This is a genomic window from Staphylococcus sp. FSL W8-1207, from assembly GCF_038003745.1.
In the GTDB taxonomy this organism is placed as follows: Bacteria; Bacillota; Bacilli; order Staphylococcales; family Staphylococcaceae; genus Staphylococcus; species Staphylococcus equorum.
In genome coordinates this window covers 1226222-1250749 of sequence record NZ_JBBOPU010000001.1, presented here as the reverse complement: position 1 = coordinate 1250749, position 24528 = coordinate 1226222, and the positions used below count along the sequence as shown (strand labels likewise).

The 24528-nt window shown below is 33.4% G+C and carries 20 protein-coding genes and 2 pseudogenes; 21 read left to right on the top strand and 1 reads right to left on the bottom strand.

Annotated elements, in window-relative coordinates; translation table 11 throughout:
* The 16 genes and pseudogenes from NSR03_RS06215 to rny all read left to right on the top strand — a co-directional run bounded on the left by NSR03_RS06215 (window position 1) and on the right by rny (window position 19045).
* Window positions 1–972 (top strand): bifunctional riboflavin kinase/FAD synthetase, encoded by a 972-nt coding sequence (locus NSR03_RS06215; RefSeq protein WP_069820802.1) that lies wholly within the window; start codon window positions 1–3, stop codon window positions 970–972.
* Between the two features lie 104 nt (window positions 973–1076).
* Window positions 1077–1346 carry a 30S ribosomal protein S15 gene (rpsO, locus tag NSR03_RS06210; RefSeq protein WP_021338745.1) on the top strand — a complete coding sequence of 90 codons (270 nt, stop codon included), beginning with the start codon at window positions 1077–1079 and terminating at the stop codon, window positions 1344–1346.
* A 154-nt stretch (window positions 1347–1500) separates the two neighbouring features.
* Window positions 1501–3600, top strand: a complete 2100-nt coding sequence (gene pnp / locus NSR03_RS06205; RefSeq protein WP_021338746.1) for a polyribonucleotide nucleotidyltransferase — start codon at window positions 1501–1503, stop codon at window positions 3598–3600.
* Window positions 3601–3999: 399 nt separating this feature from the next.
* A complete protein-coding gene (rnjB, locus tag NSR03_RS06200) occupies window positions 4000–5673 on the top strand; it encodes a ribonuclease J2 (RefSeq protein ID WP_046465284.1) in 1674 nt (557 codons plus the stop codon).
* A gap of 307 nt (window positions 5674–5980) precedes the next feature.
* A pseudogene (locus NSR03_RS14455) lies at window positions 5981–6806 on the top strand (DNA translocase FtsK 4TM domain-containing protein); the annotation flags it as partial.
* A gap of 179 nt (window positions 6807–6985) precedes the next feature.
* Window positions 6986–8431, top strand: a pseudogene (locus NSR03_RS14450) (DNA translocase FtsK); the annotation flags it as partial.
* Between the two features lie 2 nt (window positions 8432–8433).
* A complete protein-coding gene (locus NSR03_RS06190) occupies window positions 8434–9147 on the top strand; it encodes a GntR family transcriptional regulator (RefSeq protein WP_021338749.1) in 714 nt (237 codons plus the stop codon).
* A 10-nt stretch (window positions 9148–9157) separates the two neighbouring features.
* The gene (yfmF, locus tag NSR03_RS06185) at window positions 9158–10447 is read left to right on the top strand and encodes an EF-P 5-aminopentanol modification-associated protein YfmF (protein WP_031265898.1); all 1290 of its coding nucleotides are present in this window, start codon (window positions 9158–9160) and stop codon (window positions 10445–10447) included.
* Window positions 10447–11733, top strand: coding sequence for an EF-P 5-aminopentanol modification-associated protein YfmH (yfmH, locus tag NSR03_RS06180; protein ID WP_069820803.1), 1287 nt, complete (start codon window positions 10447–10449; stop codon window positions 11731–11733). Before yfmF ends, yfmH begins: the two co-directional genes overlap by 1 nt.
* A gap of 1 nt (window position 11734) precedes the next feature.
* On the top strand, window positions 11735–12439 hold the full coding sequence (gene ymfI, locus NSR03_RS06175) for an elongation factor P 5-aminopentanone reductase (protein ID WP_069802244.1): 705 nt from the start codon (window positions 11735–11737) through the stop codon (window positions 12437–12439).
* 163 nt (window positions 12440–12602) lie between these two features.
* A complete protein-coding gene (locus tag NSR03_RS06170; protein ID WP_069820804.1) occupies window positions 12603–13433 on the top strand; it encodes a YmfK family protein in 831 nt (276 codons plus the stop codon).
* 33 nt (window positions 13434–13466) lie between these two features.
* Entirely contained in the window at window positions 13467–13859 is a 393-nt protein-coding gene (locus tag NSR03_RS06165; protein ID WP_002507830.1) for a helix-turn-helix domain-containing protein, read from the top strand.
* A gap of 52 nt (window positions 13860–13911) precedes the next feature.
* The gene (pgsA, locus tag NSR03_RS06160; RefSeq protein WP_002507829.1) at window positions 13912–14490 is read left to right on the top strand and encodes a CDP-diacylglycerol--glycerol-3-phosphate 3-phosphatidyltransferase; all 579 of its coding nucleotides are present in this window, start codon (window positions 13912–13914) and stop codon (window positions 14488–14490) included.
* A 307-nt stretch (window positions 14491–14797) separates the two neighbouring features.
* Complete coding sequence (locus NSR03_RS06155; protein WP_069802246.1) at window positions 14798–15940, top strand: CinA family nicotinamide mononucleotide deamidase-related protein; 1143 nt, start codon at window positions 14798–14800, stop codon at window positions 15938–15940.
* Between the two features lie 173 nt (window positions 15941–16113).
* Complete coding sequence (gene recA / locus NSR03_RS06150) at window positions 16114–17160, top strand: recombinase RecA (RefSeq protein WP_021338755.1); 1047 nt, start codon at window positions 16114–16116, stop codon at window positions 17158–17160.
* Between the two features lie 325 nt (window positions 17161–17485).
* Window positions 17486–19045, top strand: a complete 1560-nt coding sequence (rny, locus tag NSR03_RS06145) for a ribonuclease Y (RefSeq protein WP_021338756.1) — start codon at window positions 17486–17488, stop codon at window positions 19043–19045.
* Between the two features lie 220 nt (window positions 19046–19265).
* Here rny and NSR03_RS06140 read toward each other — a convergent pair whose 3' ends face one another.
* Entirely contained in the window at window positions 19266–19484 is a 219-nt protein-coding gene (locus NSR03_RS06140; protein WP_002507825.1) for a hypothetical protein, read from the bottom strand.
* A gap of 164 nt (window positions 19485–19648) precedes the next feature.
* On the opposite strand from NSR03_RS06140, the gene NSR03_RS06135 reads away from it, so the two are divergent.
* From NSR03_RS06135 to NSR03_RS06115, 5 genes are all read left to right on the top strand, one after another.
* On the top strand, window positions 19649–20437 hold the full coding sequence (locus NSR03_RS06135) for a TIGR00282 family metallophosphoesterase (protein WP_069802248.1): 789 nt from the start codon (window positions 19649–19651) through the stop codon (window positions 20435–20437).
* 113 nt (window positions 20438–20550) lie between these two features.
* Complete coding sequence (locus NSR03_RS06130) at window positions 20551–22311, top strand: 2-oxoacid:acceptor oxidoreductase subunit alpha (RefSeq protein ID WP_069802250.1); 1761 nt, start codon at window positions 20551–20553, stop codon at window positions 22309–22311.
* Window positions 22312–23178 carry a 2-oxoacid:ferredoxin oxidoreductase subunit beta gene (locus NSR03_RS06125; protein ID WP_021338758.1) on the top strand — a complete coding sequence of 289 codons (867 nt, stop codon included), beginning with the start codon at window positions 22312–22314 and terminating at the stop codon, window positions 23176–23178.
* 193 nt (window positions 23179–23371) lie between these two features.
* Window positions 23372–24007, top strand: coding sequence for a poly-gamma-glutamate hydrolase family protein (locus NSR03_RS06120; protein WP_069802253.1), 636 nt, complete (start codon window positions 23372–23374; stop codon window positions 24005–24007).
* Window positions 24008–24113: 106 nt separating this feature from the next.
* Window positions 24114–24497, top strand: coding sequence for an RrF2 family transcriptional regulator (locus NSR03_RS06115; protein WP_046465286.1), 384 nt, complete (start codon window positions 24114–24116; stop codon window positions 24495–24497).
* Window positions 24498–24528: the final 31 nt, after the last annotated feature.

Below are 24528 nucleotides of genomic sequence, written 5' to 3'. Positions count from 1 at the left end.
ATGAAAGTGATAGAAGTAGCTCATCCAATTCAAGAAGATCAATATATAACGGAAGACGTTGCCATGGCTTTTGGTTTTTTTGATGGCATGCATAAGGGACATGCGAAAGTATTTGATACTCTAGAGCAAAAAGCAAAATCATCCAATTTAAAAAAAGCTGTGATGACGTTTGATCCTCATCCTTCGGTAGTTCTAAATCCTGAACGGAAACGTACTGATTATTTAACACCAATACAAGATAAAGTTGAAATATTAGAGTCTTATGGCATAGATTATTGTATTGTTATTAACTTTTCTTCAAAATTTGCCAATGTACCCGCTGAAACTTTTATAGAAGAATATATTATAAAAAACAATGTTAAAGAAGTAATAGCTGGTTTTGATTTTACATTTGGTAAATTTGGAAAAGGTAATATGATGATATTAAATGAAATGGCTGAATTTAATACGACAGTTGTAAGTAAACAAGAAATAGAATCCGAAAAAATTTCCACGACTGAAATTAGAAAAGCGCTTAAAACAGGCGACTTGCAAAAGGCTAATGAAGAATTAGACTATCTCTACCGCATTAAAGGAACAGTAGTACAAGGTGAAAAACGTGGCAGAACAATTGGCTTTCCAACAGCAAACGTTCAACCTAGTGGTGATTATGTATTGCCTAAAAATGGTGTTTACGCAGTTAGTATGGAAATCGGGGCAAATAAAAAAGTTTATAGAGGTGTGGCCAATGTGGGTGTAAAACCTACATTTCATGATCCTTCTAAAGCACAAGTAGTTATAGAAGTGAATTTATTTGATTTTAACGAAAATATTTACGGCGAGCGTGTCACTGTATTTTGGCATCATTATTTAAGACCAGAAATTAAATTTGATGGGATAGATCCTTTAGTAGAACAAATGAATAAAGATAAAGAAAAAGCAAAATACTTATTATCGGTTGATTTTGGAGACGAAATATCATATAATATTTAAGTCGAATGTGTTTTACACATTTAAGGCACCTTTATCTTGGCAGTCCGAGTCTCCAACGGTTCGCTCGGTTAAAGGCGCATAAAAATAAAAGGAGGAAATTGACTATGGCAATTTCACAAGAACGTAAAAATGAACTAATTAAAGAATATCGTACACACGAAGCGGATACTGGGTCACCAGAAGTACAAATCGCTGTGTTAACTGAAGAAATCACTACATTAAACGAACATTTACGTCAACACACGAAAGATCACCATTCACGTCGTGGACTATTAAAAATGGTAGGTCGTCGTAGACATTTACTTAACTATTTACGTGACAAAGATGTACAACGTTACCGTGAATTAATTAAATCATTAGGTATCCGTCGTTAATTTTAATATGGATATTGATAGGGAAAGAACCTTTAGGGTCCTTTCCCTTTTTTATAATCTAGAAAGCATATTATTTAAAAAGTAATATACTAATATAAAATTTTTCTGAGAAATGATATGATATAACTAATAGATATATGAGAGGAGATTCGTAATGTCTCAAGAGAAAAAAGTTTTTAAAACTGAATGGGCAAATAGATCATTAACGATTGAAACAGGGCAACTTGCTAAACAAGCTAACGGTGCTGTGTTAGTTCGTTATGGTGATACAGTAGTATTATCTACTGCAGTAGCTTCAAAAGAACCACGCGATGTTGACTTTTTCCCATTAATGGTAAATTATGAAGAAAAAATGTATGCAGCAGGTAAAATTCCTGGTGGGTTTAAAAAACGTGAGGGACGTCCAAGTGACGAAGCAACATTAACTGCGCGCTTAATCGACAGACCAATTCGTCCACTTTTCCCTAAAGGATATAAACATGATGTACAAATCATGAATACCGTATTAAGTGCTGATCCTGACTGTTCTCCAGAAATGGCAGCAATGATAGGTTCATCTATGGCACTTAGTGTCTCGGACATTCCATTCCATGGGCCAATTGCTGGTGTAAACGTAGGTTATGTTGATGGTGAATACGTGATTAACCCAACTGTTGCACAGAAAGAAGTGTCGCGTCTTGACTTAGAAGTAGCTGGACACAAAGATGCTGTAAACATGGTTGAAGCAGGGGCAAGTGAAATTACTGAAAGTGAAATGCTTGAGGGAATCTTCTTTGGTCATAATGAAATACAACGTTTAGTTAATTTCCAGCAAGAAATTGTTGATCACATCCAACCAGTGAAAAAACCATTCACACCCGTTGAACAAGACGAAAAGCTTGAAGACAAAGTGAAACAGCTTACTGAAGCCAATGGTTTAAAAGAAGCTGTATTAACGTTTGACAAACAACAACGTGATATCAATCTTGACACATTAAAAGAAAAAGTCGTTGCAGAATTTATTGATGAAGAAGATGCTAATAATGCTGAACTAATTAAAGATGTTCACGGCATTTTAAATAGTTTAGTAAAAGAAGAAGTAAGAAGATTAATCGCTGAAGAAAAAATCAGACCTGATGGCCGTAAATCAAATGAAATTCGTCCGCTAGAATCAGAAGTTGGCGTCTTACCACGAGTACATGGTTCTGGTTTATTTACACGAGGTCAAACACAAGCACTATCTGTGTTAACATTAGGTTCAATGAGCGAATATCAAATTCTTGATGGTCTTGGTGAGGAACAACAAAAACGTTTCATGCATCATTACAATTTCCCTAATTATTCAGTTGGTGAGACAGGTCCAGTTCGTTCTCCAGGACGTCGTGAAATTGGACACGGTGCTTTAGGTGAACGTGCATTGAGTCATGTGATTCCAGATACTAAAGATTTCCCTTATACTGTAAGAATTGTGAGTGAAGTATTAGAATCAAATGGTTCATCTTCACAAGCGTCAATTTGTGGTTCTACGTTAGCGTTAATGGATGCAGGTGTTCCTATTAAAGCTCCAGTAGCAGGTATTGCTATGGGATTAGTAACACGTGATGATAGTTATACTATTTTAACGGATATTCAAGGTATGGAAGATGCTTTAGGTGACATGGACTTTAAAGTAGCAGGTACGCCTGAAGGCATCACTGCAATACAAATGGATATTAAAATTGATGGTTTAACAAAAGAGATTATTAGAGAAGCTTTAGATCAAGCACGAGAAGGTCGTTTAGCTATTTTAGATCATATGTTACAGACAATTGATACAACACGCAGTGAGTTGAGTGCATTTGCACCTAAAGTCGTTACGATGACAATCAAACCTGAAAAAATCAGAGATGTTATTGGTCCTGGTGGTAAGAAAATCAATGAAATCATTGATCAAACAGGTGTGAAACTTGATATTGAACAAGATGGTACAATCTTTATAGGTGCTGTTGATAAAGATGCAATCGCCGAAGCGCGTAGTATCATAGAAGACATTACACGTGAAGCTGAAGTTGGCCAAGTATATGAAGGCAAAGTAAAACGTATCGAAAAATACGGTGCATTTGTTGAATTATTCCCTGGTAAAGATGCTTTAGTTCATATTTCACAAATTGCAAATGAACGTATTGATAAAGTAGAAGATGTATTGAAAATTGGAGATACATTTAAAATAAAAGTAACAGAAATTGATAAACAAGGTCGCGTGAATGCGTCTCATAAAGTACTTTTATCAAATTAATATAAAATAAAAAATCGAATTTTATTAGAAACTAGTAAATGATATGAATCGCGTTACGATAGAATGTTTCCTGTTCTATTTTAATCGGTTTTCATATTAGAGTATACTGGTTTCTTTTTTTATTTAATTCCAATGCAAATAGTAGTTAGAATCATTCCATGAATAATGGAATACATAAGTTTATAAGACTAAAGTTTAATTTTTGGTAAATTCATAGTGTCTATTGTAGTAAAAGCGTGAATATGAAAATATCGAAGATTTATAAGTAATTGTTTATTTATTGATATCAATCCCAAACTATTTATAGTAATTACTTTAATAGTGTACATAAAGCCTATTTTAACTTATAATATACTATGAGTTTATATATGGACGGGAATTTAAATAGGAGGTAACATTTTGAGTTTAATAAAGAAAAAAAATAAAAATATTCGTATAATTCCACTTGGCGGAGTTGGAGAAATTGCGAAAAATATGTATGTCGTTGAAGTAGACGATGAAATGTTTATGTTAGATGCAGGACTGATGTTCCCAGAAGATGAAATGCTAGGTGTGGACATTGTAATTCCTGACATTCAATATGTGATTGAGAATAAAGATAAATTAAAAGGTATATTTTTAACGCACGGGCACGAACACGCTATCGGAGCTGTCACATATGTATTAGAACAAGTAGATGCGCCTGTGTATGGTTCTAAACTGACAATTGCGTTAATTAAAGAAAATATGAAAGCACGTAATGTTAATAAAAAAGTAAGATATTATACAGTGAATAATGAATCAGTTATGCGTTTTAAAGGAGTAAACATTACATTTTTCAATACAACGCATAGTATTCCAGACAGTTTAGGCGTATGTATTCATACATCATATGGTGCTATCGTTTATACAGGCGAATTTAAATTTGATCAAAGTCTACAAGGTCATTACGCACCAGACTTGAAAAAAATGACTGAAATAGGCGAAGCGGGTGTGTTTGCGCTTATCAGTGATTCGACTGAGGCAGAAAAACCAGGTTATAATACACCAGAAAATGTAATTGAATCACATATGTATGATGCATTTACTAAAGTAAAAGGCAGATTGATTGTTTCTTGTTACGCATCGAACTTTATCCGCATTCAGCAAGTATTGAATTTGGCTCAGAGGTTGAATAGAAAAGTTTCTTTCCTAGGCCGTTCATTAGAGAGTTCATTTAATATTGCTAGAAAGATGGGCTATTTTGATATTTCTAAGGACTTATTAATTCCAATTAATGAAGTTGAAAATTATCCTAAAAATGAAGTTATTATTATTGCAACTGGTATGCAAGGTGAACCAGTAGAAGCATTAAGTCAAATGGCTCAAAAGAAACATAAAATAATGAATATTGAACAAGGGGATTCTGTTTTCCTAGCAATTACTGCTTCTGCAAGTATGGAAGTTATCGTTGGTAACACGCTAAATGAATTAGCGCGTGCTGGTGCAGAAATCTTACCTAGTAGTAAAAAAATACACACTTCAAGTCATGGTTGCATGGAAGAATTGAAGATGATGATTAATATTATGAAACCAGAATACTTTATACCAGTAAATGGTGAGTTTAAAATGCAAATTGCTCATGCAAAATTAGCGAATGAATCAGGTGTACAACCTGAGAAAATCTTCCTTGTGGAAAAAGGTGATGTCGTTAACTATGATGGTGACGAAATGATTTTAAATGAAAAAGTAAATTTTGGTAATGTACTTATCGATGGTATAGGTGTTGGAGACGTAGGAAATATCGTTCTGAGAGATCGTCATTTATTAGCAGAAGATGGTATCTTTATTGCGGTCGTAACACTTGATCCGAAAAATAGACGAATTGCAGCCGGACCAGAAATTCAATCTAGAGGTTTCGTTTATGTTAGAGAAAGTGAAGCTTTATTAAATGAAGCTGAAGAAAAAGTACGTGAAATCGTTGAACTAGGACTACAAGAGAAACGAATTGAATGGTCTGAAATCAAACAAAGTATGCGTGATCAAATTAGCAAATTATTATTTGAAAACACGAAACGTCGTCCAATGATCATTCCAGTTATTTCTGAAATTTAATAGTTTCCATACTAAACAAAGAGGTTAAGACAAACGCTTAGGTAAACATATTTAAAAGTAGATTGCAGTTGATTGTTATATCTTAAATATGACATGCAAGCAACCTTTAAATCCACTCAAAGCGAATATTGTCTTACCTCTTTTGTGTTATTATAGAATACAAATAAACTTTTATTATACAATCATACTTATATAATAAAAGCTAAATACATATTATTTACGATAAATAAAAGTGATTCACATAAGAATCAATGGGTATATAATTAAAATGAAATTGAAATCAGAGTTAGAAAAGTAGGTGTGGAACGTGGCACAAACAAAAAAGAGAACTACAACTAAGAGAAAACCAACAAATACAAGAAAAAAAACAACAAATAAAAAGAAAAAACAAAGCGACAGTCCTATAAGATATGTTTTTGCTATTATCGTCTTTGTATTAATTGTACTAGGCGCGTTTCAGCTTGGTATTATTGGAACAATGATAGATAGTTTCTTGAATTATTTATTTGGTAATAGCCGTTACTTAACTTATATATTACTATTTATAGGTACAATATTTATTACTTATTATAAAGCTTTACCAAAGACAAGACGTACAGTTGGTGCTTTTATATTACAATTAGCACTACTATTAGTGACGCAAATCTTTTTTTACTTTACTAATAATGCACAAGCTCAACGGGAACCAGTATTGTCATTTGTCTATAAGGCTTATGAACAGACAAACTTTCCTGATTTTGGTGGAGGATTAATAGGATATTACTTATTAACTTTATTCACGCCTTTAATTTCTATTATTGGTATTATTATTGTGACAATTTTATTGATGGCTTCAAGTGCAATTTTACTTTTAAAACAAAGTCATCGTGATGTGTCGAAAATCGTATTTGAAAAGATGAAAGTTAAAGGTCAAGATGCTTCAGTAAACTTAAAAGAAAAAAGAAAACAAAATAGAATTAAGAAAGATGCTAAAGCGCGTGTGAAAGCAGAGAAAAAAGCTGAATTACAAGCACAACAAGCTGCTACTCAGGATAAAGCCAATAATGAAGTTAAAGATGTAAGTGATTTACCTGAAGTTTCAAATTTAACTGCAGAACAGCAACAATCCATACCTATATATGGACATGGTGATAACGATGATGATAGCGCTCAACCTACCGAAAATAAAAATTATAAACGTAGCCAACGTAATCTAAATCAAGAAGACACCAATGGACAAATATCATCACAACAAAGTTCTAAAGAGGAACAAGCTTCATTAGATCAGTTGATAGATGAATCTGAACAACCATTAGATGAAGATGGTGCAAATTCCATATCTGAAGCAGGTGAAGTTGAAAACGAAGCATATACAATACCGCCGCTTTCTTTGCTTAATCAACCTGCCAAGCAAAAAGCTACATCTAAGGCAGAAGTACAAAAAAAAGGACAGTTACTAGAAACAACACTCAAAAACTTTGGTGTGAATGCAAGGGTGACTCAAATAAAAATTGGTCCAGCAGTCACGCAATATGAAATACAACCTGCGCAAGGTGTGAAAGTAAGTAAAATCGTTAATTTACATAATGATATTGCTTTAGCACTTGCTGCGAAAGATATCCGTATAGAAGCGCCAATACCTGGACGGTCAGCTGTCGGTATAGAAGTGCCGAATGACAAGGTCTCGCTTGTTTCATTAAAAGAAGTATTAGATGAGAAGTTTCCTGCTAAAAACAAATTAGAAGTTGGATTAGGTAGAGATATTTCGGGTGATCCAATTACAGTTGAATTAAATAAAATGCCTCACTTACTCGTAGCAGGTTCAACTGGTAGTGGTAAGTCAGTTTGTATTAACGGTATTATTACAAGTATTTTACTTAATGCTAAGCCACATGAAGTAAAACTTATGTTAATTGATCCAAAAATGGTAGAGTTGAATGTATATAATGGTATACCTCATTTGCTTATACCTGTTGTGACAAATCCACATAAAGCATCACAAGCACTAGAAAAAGTAGTTGCTGAAATGGAAAGACGTTACGATCTATTCCAACATTCTTCAACTAGAAACATTGAAGGCTACAACGAAGCAATTAAACGACAAAATAAGGAACTAGAAGAGAAAAAATCTGAGTTACCGTATATAGTGGTGATTGTTGATGAATTAGCAGATCTAATGATGGTTGCAGGTAAAGATGTGGAAAATGCAATCCAACGTATTACTCAAATGGCACGTGCAGCAGGTATTCATTTAATTATTGCAACGCAACGCCCATCTGTAGATGTTATAACTGGTATAATCAAAAATAATATTCCATCAAGAATCGCTTTCGCTGTGAGTTCACAAATTGACTCTAGAACGATTATAGATAGTGGCGGTGCAGACAAGTTACTAGGTAAAGGTGATATGTTATATGTTGCAAATGGTGGTTCTACGAGAACACGTGTGCAAGGTGCATTTTTAAGCGATCAAGAGGTACAAGATATTGTTAATTATGTGGTTGAACAACAAAAAGCGAACTATGTTAAAGAAATGGAACCAGATGCACCAGTTGAAAAATCAGAAATGAAGAGTGAAGATTCACTTTATGATGAAGCATATATATTTATAATTGAACAACAAAAAGCAAGTACATCCTTGTTACAAAGACAGTTTAGAATTGGTTATAATCGAGCTTCAAGATTGATGGATGATTTAGAACGGAATCAAGTTATTGGACCACAAAAAGGTAGCAAACCTAGACAGATACTTGTGGATTTAGATAGTGATGAGGTGTAATTATGGAACTTACTTCTGTGTATAAAGTTAAAGAGTGGATGATTCAACAAATTAAAGAAGGTAAATTGAGTCCTGGAGAGCCATTGCCAAGTAATTTAGCAGTGGCTAGAACACTAAATGTTAAAACAGATGACGTTTACGATGCTGTGGATGAATTGATTACAGAGCAAGTATTATCTAATAATTTAGAGGAAGGTGCGAGTGTTAAATCACTGCACCCATTCTTCTATCCTTTAGGTGAACTTGTAAGTATTAGTCAAATGATAGAGCAACAAGGCTTTAACGCTAGAACAGAATTTATAAGCTTAGATGAAAAACCGGCTACTTCATTGGATGCATTAAGATTAAACATTCCTGATAAAGCTTCTGTGACCATTATAGAGCGTGTGAGACTCGCAGATCGACAACCAGTAGTATATTGCTTAGATAAAGTGCCTGCTGATGATTTAACGTGTGCCCAGTATCAAAACAGTGATGAATCTTTATTAAATGCGATTGAAGCTTATGCTAATAAAAAAGTTGCCTACGCAAATACAGAAATTGAGGCCATCAGTTATGAACCTCATATCTCAGATGTGCTAGATGCATCACCGCATGAAGGGCTCATGCTTTTGAAATTAATACATTATGATAATGATGATAATCCAATACTTTATTCTTTTAATTATTTCAAAAGTAGTTTAGTAAAATTTAAAACGGTTAGAAATAGAATATAAAAACAAAATTATGAAAGCGAGGCATGACAATTTGAAGATAGATAAACAGCAAAATGACTTGCATATAAAAGTAATGCCAACAACAAAATTTAAAACAACCACAATCACATTGAAATTTATGGCGCCATTAGATAGCGAAACAATGACAGCACGTTCACTATTGAGCAAAGTACTCGTTCGTGCGACAAAACAATGGCCAACGGATAAAGCATTTAACCAACACTTATCACAATTATATGGTGCATACGTTAACAGTTTTATTTCGAAATTCAAAGACAAGCATGTAATTACAATATCTTTAGAAATCGTAAATGAACGTTATTTAAAAGATCAAACACCATTATTTGAAAAGGGTTTGGATCTACTAAAAGAAATGATTTGGAACCCGTTAATTACAGATGGTGAATTTGATGAAACTTTTGTTGCACAAGAAAAATCGTTATTAACAAAAAAATTAGATGCTATAGTTGATAATAAATCACAAATTGCATTTTTAAACTTACTGAAAAATATGTTTGGAGACCAACCTTATCGCCATATAGCGTCAGGGCAAGTAGAATACATATCAGGCATAACACCTAAAAATTTATATCATACATATCAATCTATGCTAAAAGATGACTACTGCGCGGTTTATGTAGTAGGTAACGTAGATGAGCAAGCAGTGAAATCACAAATTCAATCATATTTTGATCTTAAACCTTTTCAATTTGAATTATCACATGCAGTGCCAAAGCCAAAATCACATCATTTACCACAAGAAATTATTGAAACAGATATAGTGGATCAAGCCAAACTAAATATGGGATATAAATTCCCAGCACAATATGGAGATTCACAATACTTTGCTATGGTCGTGTTAAATGTCATGTTTGGTGGAGATCCTTCCTCCGTATTATTTAATGAAGTACGTGAGAAGCAAAGTTTAGCTTATTCGATACACTCTCAAATGGATGCTAAAAATGGTTTTATGTTTGTACTTAGTGGCGTTTCAGCAGATAAATATGAAATAGCTAAAGATACAATAATAGCTGAATTTGAAAAATTTCAACATGGTGAGTTTGATGACGATAAATTAGAGCTAGCGAAAAAAGTGATTATTTCACAACGTCAAGAATCTCATGATAGACCGAAAAGTATTATTGAAATATTAAATAATAATATATTACTTGATGAAGATATGTCAGAAACTAGTTTTATTGAAGGTATACAAAATGTATCTAGAACAGATATTCAGCAATTAGCACAAGAAACAATATTAGATACGATTTACATTTTGACGAAAGGAGGTAATGACTGATGAATGAAAAATATTATAAACAAATAGACGAAAAAGTTTATGAAGCGGAGTTAAATAATGGTCTCAAGTTATTTATTATTCCGAAAAAAGGATTTCAAAAAACCTTCGTAACTTATACAACACAATTTGGTTCATTAGATAATAAATTTAAACCACATGGTAGTGATACATATGTCACAGTTCCAGATGGCGTGGCACACTTTTTAGAACATAAATTATTTGAAAATGAAGAAGAAGACTTATTTACTGCTTTTGCAGAAGACAATGCTCAAGTTAACGCATTTACGAGCTTCGATCGAACAAGCTATCTATTCAGTGCTACCGATAATGTAGACCGCAATATCAAACGCTTATTAACAATGGTAGAAACGCCTTATTTTACTAAAGAGACGGTTGATAAAGAAAAAGGAATCATTGAAGAAGAAATTAAAATGTATCAAGAACAACCTGGTTATAAATTAATGTTCAATACATTAAAAGCTATGTATGAAACACATCCGATTCGTGTGGATATTGCAGGCAGTGTTGAAAGCATTTATGAAATAACTAAAGATGATTTATATCTATGTTACGAAACATTCTACCATCCATCGAACATGGTGTTATTTGTTGTAGGTGATGTAGATGCAGAGCACATTTATGAAGTCATTGCTGAGCACGAAAATAAAAGAGATAAAGTGAATCAACCACAAATTGTCAGAGATGCTTTAAATGAAAAAAGTGAAGTTAATGAATTCAATGTAACAGAATCTATGAAACTTCAATCCCCAAGGTTAATGCTTGGTTTTAAAAACGAAACTTTAAAAAATGAACCTAACGAAGCCTATGTTAAACGTGATTTAGAAATGACACTATTTTATGAAATGGTGTTTGGTGAAGAGACAGATTTTTATCAAACGTTGCTCAATCAAGATTTAATAGATGAAACATTTGGTTATCAATTTGTTTTAGAACCAACCTATAGCTTTTCAGTTATCACGAGTGCAACACAATACCCTGATAAATTGAAAGCACTATTATTAGAGGAATTAGAAAACACACAAGGTAAACTAAGTGATGCAGAGGCCTTTAACTTATTAAAAAAACAATTTATTGGAGAATTTATCTCAGGTTTAAATTCACCAGAGTATATTGCTAACCAATACACAAAACTTTATTTTGAAGGCGTAAGTTTATTCGACTTATTAGACATTGTTGAGAGTATCACTTTAGATAGCGTGAACAAAACAGCAAATACATGTTTAAATCTAACGCAAGTTGTAGATAGTCGTTTGGAGATGAAATAAAATGAAAGCTTTGGTCATGGGTGGATCTGGTACCATAGGTTCTGCAATTGTCGATCGTTTATTAACGAATGGGTATGAAGTCATCGTACACTATAATAAATCAAACATAGAAACTCTAACAAAACGCTATGAACAGAAGTCAGTACAATTTGTAAAATGTGATTTAACTCAGTGTAATGACTTGGACAAAGCTTTTGCTTTCATAAAAAATTTGGATTGTTTAATTTATGCTAGTGGTTCAGCTTTATATGGACAACTACAGGATATGACAGACGAAATGATCGATTCGAGTTATCAAATACATGTGCGTCAATTTATAAGAACAAGTAGATATTTTGCAGATCAATTAAGACAAAGTACAAATGGTAGAATCATCGTTATCTCATCTATATGGGGTGAAACTGGATCCAGCATGGAGACTGTTTATTCAGCTATGAAAGGTGCTCAAATTAGTTTTGTTAAAGCGCTTAGCCAAGAGTTAGCTATGACGAATGTCACGGTTAATGCTATCGCACCCGGGTTTGTCAGTGGTAACATGACTCAAGTTTGGACAGCAGATGAACTTAGCGAGATAACAAAAGAACTGCCACAACAAAGATTGATTGAACCTGAAGAGATTGCACATACATGTAGTTATTTATGCCACCCATTAGCTAAGAGTATTACTGGAACGATACAAAAAGTAAACGGAGCATGGTATTTATAAATTTTAATATTGTGTAAAAAAATAAGCCAACTATGAAACATTCAATGATATAATAACAATACAATAAATCACAGGATTTAAAAAAGTGATATTAATAGATGTTTCTTGAGCACCAATCTATTATAAAATAACCGTTGTTTTTAAACTAAGGGGTGTTTATTTCATGACAGTATCTACTAAAAAAGAATGGTATTTAGAATATGAGATAACGTTGAACAGATCAGGTTTATTGGGCGATGTATCTAGTTTGTTAGGTATGATGGGCATCAATATTGTAACAATCAATGGTGTTGATGAAGGTCGTAGAGGTTTACTCATTAAGTCTGATAACTTAGAAAAAGTAAGTAGATTTGAAAATATTGTCACTGAAATTGATGATATTTCTATTACTAAATTACGTAAACCTGAACTTCGTGATCGATTGGCAGTGAGACATGGCAGGTACATAGAGCAAGATGCCGATGATAAAAAGACATTTCGTTTTGAAAGAGAAGACTTAGGTTTGCTCGTTGATTTTATGGCAGAATTATTTAAAGAAGAAGGTCATAAGCTAATAGGAATTAGGGGTATGCCTAGGGTAGGAAAGACAGAATCTATTGTTGCTGGCAGTGTCTGTGCGCATAAACGTTGGTTGTTCATCAGTTCTACATTAATCAAACAAACAGTGCGTAGCTCATTAATTAAAGGTGAGTACGATACTAATCATGTTTATATCATTGACGGAGCAGTAACAGCAAGAGAATCTAATGTAAAACACCAAGAATTAGTAAAAGAAGTTATGAGTTTGCCTTCAATCAAGGTGGTTGAACATCCTGACTTGTTTGTTGAAACAAGTGACTATGAGATGAGCGATTTCGATTATATTATTGAATTAAGAGAAAATAAGAACCAAGAAATTCATTACGAAGAAATGAAGAAACAAACTGTTAAAAGTAAAAACAACTTAGATTTTGGTAACGATGAATTTGGTGGCGGTTTTGGTTTCTTTGAATAAAAAAATGAGTAGTTATCAAGGAGGACTAACATCGTGAACACAGTTGGTCAAACTTTAAAGGGACGTCGAGAACGTTTAGGTATGACTTTAAATGAATTAGAAACACGCACACAGATAAAACGTCAAACTTTGACTTTGATAGAAAATAACGATTTTGAATCATTAAATAAGGTTGATTATGCAGAAGGTTTTATTAAAAAATATGCAAAAGCCGTTAATATTGATTCTGTACAGTTAATTAAAGCACATAGAGACGAAATTCCAAATAATGACGAAAGCATGCAAGAGACGATTGAAGCTTTTTCTAAAGAAAATAAGCCGACATATCGTAGTAAGAATAAAGAGCCGCTGCAAGTAGCTGTTATAGTAAGTGTTGTTATTATCATTTCAGCACTATTATGGATTTTAGCTGTTTTAGTATTATAATCGATTAATATATAGCAACGATTAAGTTATAAAAAAGAAAAGAGGACTTTTTATGAATATACCGAATTGGATAACTGTTTTTAGAGTTATACTAATTCCAATATTTCTTCTATTTGCACTGATAGATTTTGGATTTGGCAACATTTCATTTATCGGTGGTAATGAAATTAGAATTGAATTATTAATTAGTGGTGTTATTTTTATTATCGCGTCGTTAAGTGATTTTGTTGATGGCTATTTAGCAAGAAAATGGGAGCTTGTAACAAATATGGGGAAATTCTTGGACCCATTAGCTGATAAATTACTCGTTTCAAGTGCTTTAATCGCACTTGTGCAAATTGATTTAACAAATTCAATCGTTGCAATTATTATCATTGCACGTGAGTTCGCTGTAACAGGATTACGTTTATTACAAATTGAGCAAGGTTTTGTAAGTGCTGCAGGGCAATTAGGTAAGATTAAAACTGCTGTTACGATGGTTGCTATTGTTTGGATTCTCCTAGGTGATCCTTTAGCAACTTGGATTGGTTTTGAATTAGGACAAGTGCTGTTATACATCGGTGTATTCTTCACAGTGTTATCTGGAATTGAATACTTCTATAAAGGTAGAGATGTATTTAAAGCAAAATAATTGAGGTTAGTTCCAATACATTTACTACTCCCATACTTATCAATAAAATTAAGTACTATGATATAGCAAAACAGTCCAAAGCGATAAAATTTGGGCTGTTTTTATGTTATTTTATCAAATAACATAAAAATTGATTTGTTAAGATTTACGGAGCTTTTAAAAAGACATAAAAATCTAATCTTTAGTTTTTTAAGGAATTAAGATTTATAATTAAGTTTATCGTAAAACATTTTTCCGCTCGCTTTTAAGTGAGTAAAAAGTATAGACTAAAGTGAATTATGTAACTTAGTGTTGAGGAGGAGAAGTTGTGAAGATATCTATCATTGCGGTGGGCTCAGAATTATTGTTGGGGCAAATAGCTAATACCAATGGTCAATATTTATCAAAATTGCTAAATGGTGTAGGTCACAGTGTGGTAGAGCATACTGTAATCGGTGATAATCCAGAACGATTAGAAAGAGTCATAAAAGCATCATTTAATCATTATGATACTGTTATACTAACAGGTGGCTTAGGCCCAACTAAAGATGACTTAACGAAACATACGGTTGCTAAGGTATTAGGTCGAGAATTAGTAATTGATAAACATGCTTTGAATTACATTGAACAATTCTTCGAAGAACAGAATATTGAAATGACTCCAAATAACCGCCAACAAGCGTTAGTTATAGAAGGTTCACATGTATTAGAAAATAAAGTCGGTATGGCGCCAGGTATGTTAGTAGATCAAGATGAAAGACGTATTGTATTGTTACCAGGGCCACCAAGAGAAATGCAACCTATGGCTAAAAACGAACTTTTGCCATTCTTTTTCAATGGTGAAAGTACTATATTCTCAGAATTATTGCGTTTTGCAGGCATCGGCGAATCTAAAGTAGAAACAGTATTAATGGATTTAATAGATGGACAAACAAATCCTACGATTGCGCCATTGGCTGGAACGCACGAAGTTAATATTAGATTAACGGCAAATGGAGATACGCAACGTGAATGCGAGCAACTCATCGCTCCTATTAAAGCAGAAATTTTATCACGTATTGGTGAATATTATTATGGTTCTGATGATATATTACTGGAACAATCTTTGATGGATCAAATACGCCAATCATTTGCTATATATGATGCTGTTACAGATGGAGAATTATATTCCAGACTGCAGAATTTTAATACATCACAATTGCTTCAAGGAATGTTACCACATCATACACAATTTATAGATGAACGTGATACAATTGAAACTCAACTTTCTGTCTCTGCCAATATCGTTAAAGCTTTGTATCAAACAGAAGTTGGTATTTCAATAATGAAGCATAAGGATACAATTTATTTAGGCATTTTAGAAAATGAGAGACTTGGAATTCAGTCCTTTAAAATGACGCAAAGAAGAAATTCAATAAAAAGCAGAACTCAAAATTTTGTACTAATACGATTACTAAATTGGTTTAAATAAGCATTTAAAGTCTACAAAAATTTAAAAATATAGTACATGTGTTCTGTTTTCGTTGTAACTTCCGTCTATATAAGCGAACAAATATTCGCAAAATGCTTGCAGAATTATTTAAATCAAGGTATAGTAGGATTAAGATATTTTACAGAGATTAATCTCAATTAGGAGGTCCAACATTGGATAACGATCGTCAAAAAGCTTTAGATACAGTAATTAAAAATATGGAAAAATCATTTGGTAAAGGCGCAGTTATGAAATTAGGCGATAATAAAGCCCAAAGAGTGTCTAGCGTTTCAAGTGGTTCAGTTACTTTGGATAATGCTTTAGGTGTAGGTGGCTACCCTAAAGGAAGAATTATAGAAATATATGGACCAGAAAGTTCTGGTAAAACTACAGTAGCATTACATGCTATTGCAGAAGTACAAAAAAATGGTGGGATTGCGGCGTTTATTGATGCTGAACATGCGTTAGATCCTGTTTATGCAGAAGCTTTAGGTGTAGATATTCAAAATCTATATTTATCTCAACCTGACCATGGGGAACAAGGATTGGAAATTGCCGAAGCATTCGTTAGAAGTGGTGCTGTTGACATCGTAGTTGTTGACTCCGTTGCTGCGTTAACTCCAAAAGCTGAAATTGAAGGTGAAATGGGAGATACACATGTTGGTTTACAAGCGCGTTTAATGTCACAAGCATTGCGTAAACTTTCAGGCGCTATTTCTAAATCAAAAACAACAGCAGTATTTATTAACCAAATTCGCGAAAAAGTAGGCGTGATGTTCGGTAATCCTGAAGTAACACCGGGTGGACGTGCATTGAAATTCTATAGTTCTGTACGTTTAGAAGTACGTCGTGCTGAACAATTAAAACAAGGCCAAGATATTGTTGGTAATAGAACGAAAATTAAAGTTGTTAAAAATAAAGTAGCACCGCCATTCAGAGTTGCAGAAGTGGATATGATGTATGGTAAAGGTATCTCTAAAGAAGGAGAACTTATTGACTTAGGTGTTGAAAATGAAATTGTAGATAAATCAGGTGCTTGGTACTCATACAATGGAGATCGTATGGGACAAGGTAAAGAAAATGTTAAATTATATCTGAAAGAAAACCCTGAAATCAAAGAAGATATTAATCGTAGATTGCGTGAAGCTCTAGGCATTATCGATGGTGATGTTAAAGAAGACGAAAGTGAAAAACAAACTACGCTTCTTGAAGATGAATAGTGTTATCTAAAATTAATTAAATATTTACTATAAAATAAGCGTATATATAAAAATATGCGCTTATTTTTTTACATCAATATAAGAATTTTAAAATATAATATAACAAATATTTTGCTATATGAGCTTTATAATATAAGTGACAACAATAATTATAGTGGAAATAGTGTAAAAGAGGAGACTCAAATATTGAATTAATGTGTCAGAAACCTTGACACTTCTTAGTTTAAAACCGTACAATTACATTGTATGATTCTTATATAACTTGATATAATCATATTGAAATTGATATACAGAGCAAAATCCTAGATAAAAAGGGGGTGTTTGTGTGAGTTTATTAGACCTCCTACTCATTTTGCTAGGTATTATTCTCGGAGTTGTTGTAGGGTACATTGTAGCCCGTAATCTATTGCATCAAAAGCAATTACAAGCAAGACAAACTGCAGAAGATATTATTGAACAAGGTAATAAAGAAGCAGAGAATACTAAGAAGGAAAAGCTCCTAGAAGCTAAAGAAGAAAACCAAATCTTAAAAGAACAAAGTGAAAACGAACTGCGTGAAAGACGCGGTGATCTTCAAAAGCAAGAAGCTCGACTTCTGCAAAAAGAAGAAAACTTAGAGCGAAAATCTGATTTATTAGATAAAAAAGATGAGATTTTAGAGCAAAAAGAGTCTAAACTTGAAGAACGACAACAACAAGTAGATGCAAAAGAGAGTAGTGTTCAAACATTAATAAATAAGCATGAACAAGAATTAGAACGCATCTCTGGTCTCTCTCAAGAAGAAGCAGCACAAGAGCAACTTCAAAGAGTTGAAGATGAATTGTCACAAGATATTGCAATACTTGTTAAGGAAAAAGAGAAAGAAGCAAAAGAAGCAGTCGATAAAAATGCAAAAGAATTGTTAGCAACTACTGTTCAAAGATTAGCAGCAGAACATACTTCTGAATCTACAGTATCAGTTGTTAATTTACCAAACGACGAAATGAAAGGTCGAATCATTGGTAGAGAAGGAAGAAATATCCGTACGTTAGAAACATTAACGGGTATTGACTTAATTATAGATGATACGCCAGAAGCGGTTATCCTCTCTGGTTTTGACCCAATCAGACGTGAAATTGCAAGAACTGCATTAGTAAATCTTGTTTCAGATGGACGCATCCATCCTGGACGAATAGAAGATATGGTAGACAAAGCTCGTAAAGAAGTAGACGATATTATTCGAGATGCAGGGGAACAAGCTACATTTGAAATAAATGTGCATAATATGCATCCAGATTTAGTTAAAATCTTAGGTCGTTTACAATATCGTACAAGCTATGGACAAAATGTATTGAAACATTCTATCGAAGTTGCACACTTAAGTGGTATGTTAGCGGCTGAATTAGGTGAAGATGTTACATTAGCTAAACGTGCTGGTCTACTTCATGATGTTGGTAAAGCAATCGATCATGAAGTTGAAGGTAGCCATGTTGAAATAGGTGTAGAATTAGCAAAAAAATATGCTGAAAATGAAACAGTAATTAACGCAATTCATTCCCACCATGGTGATGTTGAACCAACTTCAATTATTTCTATATTGGTAGCAGCAGCAGATGCATTATCAGCTGCGAGACCAGGTGCTCGTAAAGAGACTTTAGAAAATTATATTAGAAGATTGGAAAGATTAGAAACACTATCTGAAAATTATGATGGTGTCGAAAAAGCGTTTGCAATTCAAGCAGGTAGAGAAATTCGAGTTATTGTATCACCAGATACTATCGACGACTTAAAATCACATCGCTTAGCAAGAGATATAAAAAGCCAAATTGAAGACGAACTTCAATATCCTGGTCATATAAAAGTGACAGTTGTTCGTGAGACTAGAGCAATTGAATATGCAAAATAAATGTTAGTCATTAAATGTCTAACTAGAGACTGCCAACAAAGTCATAGGACTTGTTGGCAGTTTTTTGATGATTCGTATCATTTACTGTTTTATGATGTTATTTAAATAGTAAAAGAACTTCTAAGTCTCAAATAACAAAAAAGAGCCTTTAACTATAAAGTTAAAAGACTCCTTATCGATATATTGAAGTAAACTTCATTATACTAAGCAATTTATATGTTTATTTGTTTAATTCCAAATCTGCAACTTTAACTTCTTTGATAATTTCAGCTGTGTCATAGCAATTTGTAGCGATATTTGCATATCTTTCTGCTAAACGGTAAGCATTGATATATAGCTCTAGACTATCTTTTGCTATATCTTCTGCATCTTCACTTTTTGATGGGTTTGCTGTAACAACTAGATCAGCAAAATGTTGTGGATCGATATTAATTGACATGTATTACTTCCAACTCCTATATTGTGGATTAAAATAATTACTATAATGAGTTATACCCCCATTACAAAATATAAAACTTAAAAATTAAAGGAATATTTACTAAAGAGCCTTTTCAATGTAAATCATTTACATTAAACTAGCATTAAGAGAGGATGAACAAGTAAATGAGAATATTATTTATTGGAGATATCGTAGGTAAAGTAGGTAGAGAAGCAATTAACACGTACTTGCCTAAGCTTAAACAAACGCATCGTCCTACAGTTACAATCGTAAATGCGGAAAATGCCGCACATGGTAAAGGATTAACTGAAAAGATATATAAAGAATTATTAAGAGAAGGCGTAGATTTCATGACTATGGGGAACCATACATACGGACAACGTCAAATTTATGATTTTATAGAAAGTGCTAAGCGTATGGTTCGACCAGCAAATTTTCCAGATGAAGCGCCAGGTGTAGGTATGCGCATTATTCAAATCAACGATCTTAAATTGGCGATTATCAACCTACAAGGTCGTGCATTTATGCAAGACATAGATGATCCATTCAAAAAAGCAGATGAATTAATTGCTGAAGCACAAAAAGAGACAGATTATATATTTGTAGATTTTCATGCGGAAACAACTTCTGAAAAAAATGCAATGGGTTGGTATTTAGATAATAGAGTGAGTGCTGTAGTAGGTACACATACACATATTCAAACTTCTGATGAAAGAATATTGCCAGGTGGTACAGGTTATATTACAGATGTAGGTATGACTGGATTTTACGATGGTATACTTGGAATCAATAGAGGAGAAGTTATCACACGCTTTATTACTAGCTTACCACAAAGACATGTAGTGCCGGATGAAGGACGTAGTATCTTGTCTGGTGTTATAATAGATATTAATAAAGATGGTAAAGCAACGCATATTGAACGCGTACTTATCAACGATGATCATCCATTTTAATTATCGTCCGTTAGTATGAATTTTAAAATAAACCACTCTTTACATAGTAATAGGGTGGTTTATTTTGATATGATTGATTATGAATTATTATAACCATTAGGAGGCAAGATGGTATGAAATCACAAGTATCATGGAAAGTTGGCGGCCAGCAAGGTGAAGGTATTGAATCAACGGGGGAAATCTTTGCTACTGCGATGAACCGTAAAGGATACTATTTATATGGATATCGTCATTTTTCAAGTAGAATAATGGGCGGACATACGAATAATAAAATAAGAGTCTCAACATCACCTGTACATGCGATAAGTGATGATTTAGATATATTAATCGCTTTTGATCAAGAAACAATAGAAGTTAACCATCATGAAATGAGAACAGATAGTATTATTATTGCAGACAGCAAGGCAAAACCAGAAAAACCTGAAGGTTGTCGTGCGCAACTCATAGTTTTACCATTTACGGCAACAGCAAAAGAATTAGGCACTGCCTTAATGAAAAATATGGTTGCTATTGGTGCTACATGTGCAGTAATGAAATTAGATATTTCAGCTTTTGAAACGCTTATTACTAATATGTTTACTAGAAAAGGCGAGAAAGTTGTCGAAATGAATATAGAGGCATTAAATGAAGGTTATCGTTTAATGATGGAGCAACTTAATGATGTTGAAGGTGACTTTGTTTTAGAAGAAACAGATGGAACACCACATCTATATATGATTGGTAATGATTCAATCGGCTTAGGCGCTTTATCAGCTGGATCAAGATTTATGGCAGCATATCCTATTACGCCTGCTTCAGAAATTATGGAGTATATGATTGATAATCTACCAAAAGTAGGCGGCACAGTTGTACAAACTGAAGATGAAATTGCTGCGGCAAACATGGCTATTGGATCAAATTATGCTGGCGTACGTGCTTTTACAGCTAGTGCTGGACCTGGACTTTCATTAATGATGGAAGCGATTGGTCTATCCGGTATGACAGAAACACCATTTGTAGTGGTTAATACTCAACGTGGCGGGCCTTCTACAGGATTGCCTACCAAGCAAGAACAATCTGATTTAATGCAGATGATTTACGGTACACATGGGGATATCCCTAAAATCGTAGTTGCACCTACAGATGCAGCAGATGCATTTTATCTAACAATTGAAGCATTTAATTTAGCAGAAATGTATCAGTGCCCAGTGATTATTTTAAGTGATTTACAATTGTCATTAGGCAAACAAACTGTTGAAAAATTAGATTATAACAAAATAGAAATTAACCGTGGCGAAACAATCCAATCTGATATAGAACGAGAAGAAGATGACAAAGCGTATTTCAAACGTTATGCATTGACTGAAAGTGGCGTATCACCTAGACCGATTCCAGGTGTTAAAGGCGGTATACACCATGTAACAGGTGTAGAGCATAACGAAGAAGGTAAGACGAGTGAAGCGGCTGATAATAGACAACAACAAATGGATAAACGTATGCGTAAAACTGAGCATTTACTGATTAAAGACCCAGTTGAGGCAGATGAACAACATGATGAAGCAGACATCTTATATTTAGGTTTCATTTCTACTAAGGGCGCAATTCAAGAAGGTAAAGATAGACTAGAAGCGCAAGGCTTAAAAGTAAATCATTTACAAATTAGACAATTGCATCCTTTTCCTAAAGAAACACTACAAAAAGCCATTGATAAAGCATCAAAAGTTGTCGTAGTTGAACACAATTACCAAGGACAACTTGCAAGCATCTTGAAAATGAATGTTACATTAGGTGATAAATTAGTGAACCAAACAAAATACGATGGTACGCCATTCTTGCCACATGAAATTGAAACAAAAGGACTTGAGATTGCCAAAGATTTAAAGGAGCTGGTATAAATGGCAACGTTTAAAGATTTTAGAAATAATGTTAAGCCCAATTGGTGCCCAGGTTGTGGAGATTTTTCAGTCCAAGCAGCGATTCAAAAAGCAGCAGCCAATATTGGCTTGGAACCTGAAGAAGTAGCAATCATTACTGGTATCGGCTGTTCAGGTCGTTTATCTGGCTATGTGAATTCTTATGGTGTACATGGTATACATGGTCGTTCATTACCATTAGCACAGGGCGTGAAAATGGCGAACAAAGACTTGACTGTTATTGCTTCCGGAGGAGATGGTGACGGTTATGCAATAGGTATGGGCCATACCGTTCATGCATTGCGTAGAAATATGAACATGACATATATTGTAATGGATAACCAAATTTATGGACTGACTAAAGGTCAAACATCACCTTCATCAGCGCCAGGTTTTGTTACAAAATCAACACCAAAAGGAAATATCGAGCAAAATGTTAAACCATTAGAGCTCGCGTTATCTTCTGGGGCAACATTTGTAGCACAAGGTTTCTCAAGTGATATAAAAGGACTTACAAAAATGCTTGAAGATGCTATTAACCACGACGGTTTTTCATTTGTGAACGTCTTTTCACCATGTGTCACATATAATAAAGTGAATACTTATGATTGGTTTAAAGAAAACCTTACAAGCATTGAAGATATAGAAGGTTTTGATGTTACAGATAAAAGTAAAGCAACACAAAAAGTTTTAGAGTATGATTCGCTAATTAAAGGCATTGTATATCAAGATACTGAAACACCTTCATATGAATCTCAAATTGAAGAAATGGAAGATACGCCATTAGCTAAAAGAGATATTCATATTGATGAAACGCAATTCAATGAATTAACAAAACAATTTGTTTAAATTGGAAGTATAGATAATACTAATATAGTAAAAATAATTAAATGATAGCATATAAGCTGATTACATACGGAGATGGATTGAGACACATTCAACACCGTATAGTATCAGCTTTTTTAGTAAATGAAGGAATAACATATTCTGATTTATAGTATTATAGAAACTTAATAGGGCTTTATACTTTGGAGGGAATACGATGATAGACCAATTTAATTCAATGACTGAACTTATGTTACATACAAGTGAAGGTGAAGATTGGGAAATTCATACGCGGCAAACAGCTCAGTCAATGATTATTACGGCAGTCCATGGTGGGGCGATTGAACGTGGAACAACTGAACTTGCTCAATCTATAAGCGAACGCGGTAACTATGATTTTTATACTTTTAAAGGGGTACGCCACAATAAAAATCACGAACTACATGTGACATCAAGACATTTCGATGAGCCCAAACTTTTACAAATGATCAATGACAATAGACATGCGATTTCTGTTCACGGTTGTATGGGTGATAAACCAGAAGTATATATTGGTGGAAGAGATCAAGCACTGATAAATTATATTAAACAATATTTATCTGAAATTAATATCATCGTTAAAGATGCGCCAGCTCATATTTCTGGACTTCACGATGATAATTTTGTTAATTGTTGTCAACACAAAGCTGGCGTTCAGCTAGAAATAACTGCGCGTCTAAGAAAAAATTTCTTTATTAACAAAAGATATAATCTTTATGATAGGGAAAATCGAGATAATTGGTCTCCATTAATGACTAATTTTACGCAAGCAATTATTGACGCTGTAAACCATTATCAACATGAGCCCAATTAACCATTTATGATGTCATTCTAACCAACATTATAATTAATATTTGCAAAACAAAACATAATAAGATATTATAGATATATGATATCGATAATAGGAAGTTGATAAACAAATGAAATGTTCTAAGGCAACAGATTATGCATTACACGCTTTATTATTTATGATAAAAAGTAACGGTGATTCAAAAAGAATACCAGTACAAGACTTAGCAGCTGCATTGAAAGTTTCTACTACTTATTTATCTAAAATTTTAACACGACTTGTAAAAGCTGGGATAATTTCAGCAAATAGTGGTGCTAAAGGCGGCTATCAATTAAAAAATGGATGGCAAGAGGTTTCAATATATGAAATTATTGTAACTATTGATGGCAAACAAAGCTTACTAGAAGATAGTTTTAACCATGGTGAAGGTTGTTCTATTAAACAAATCATGGATGAAGCGGAACGTAGTTTAATAAATAATTTAGAACAAAAAAAATTAAAGGACTTAGCTTAATACTAAGTCCTTATATTATTCAATTAATTAT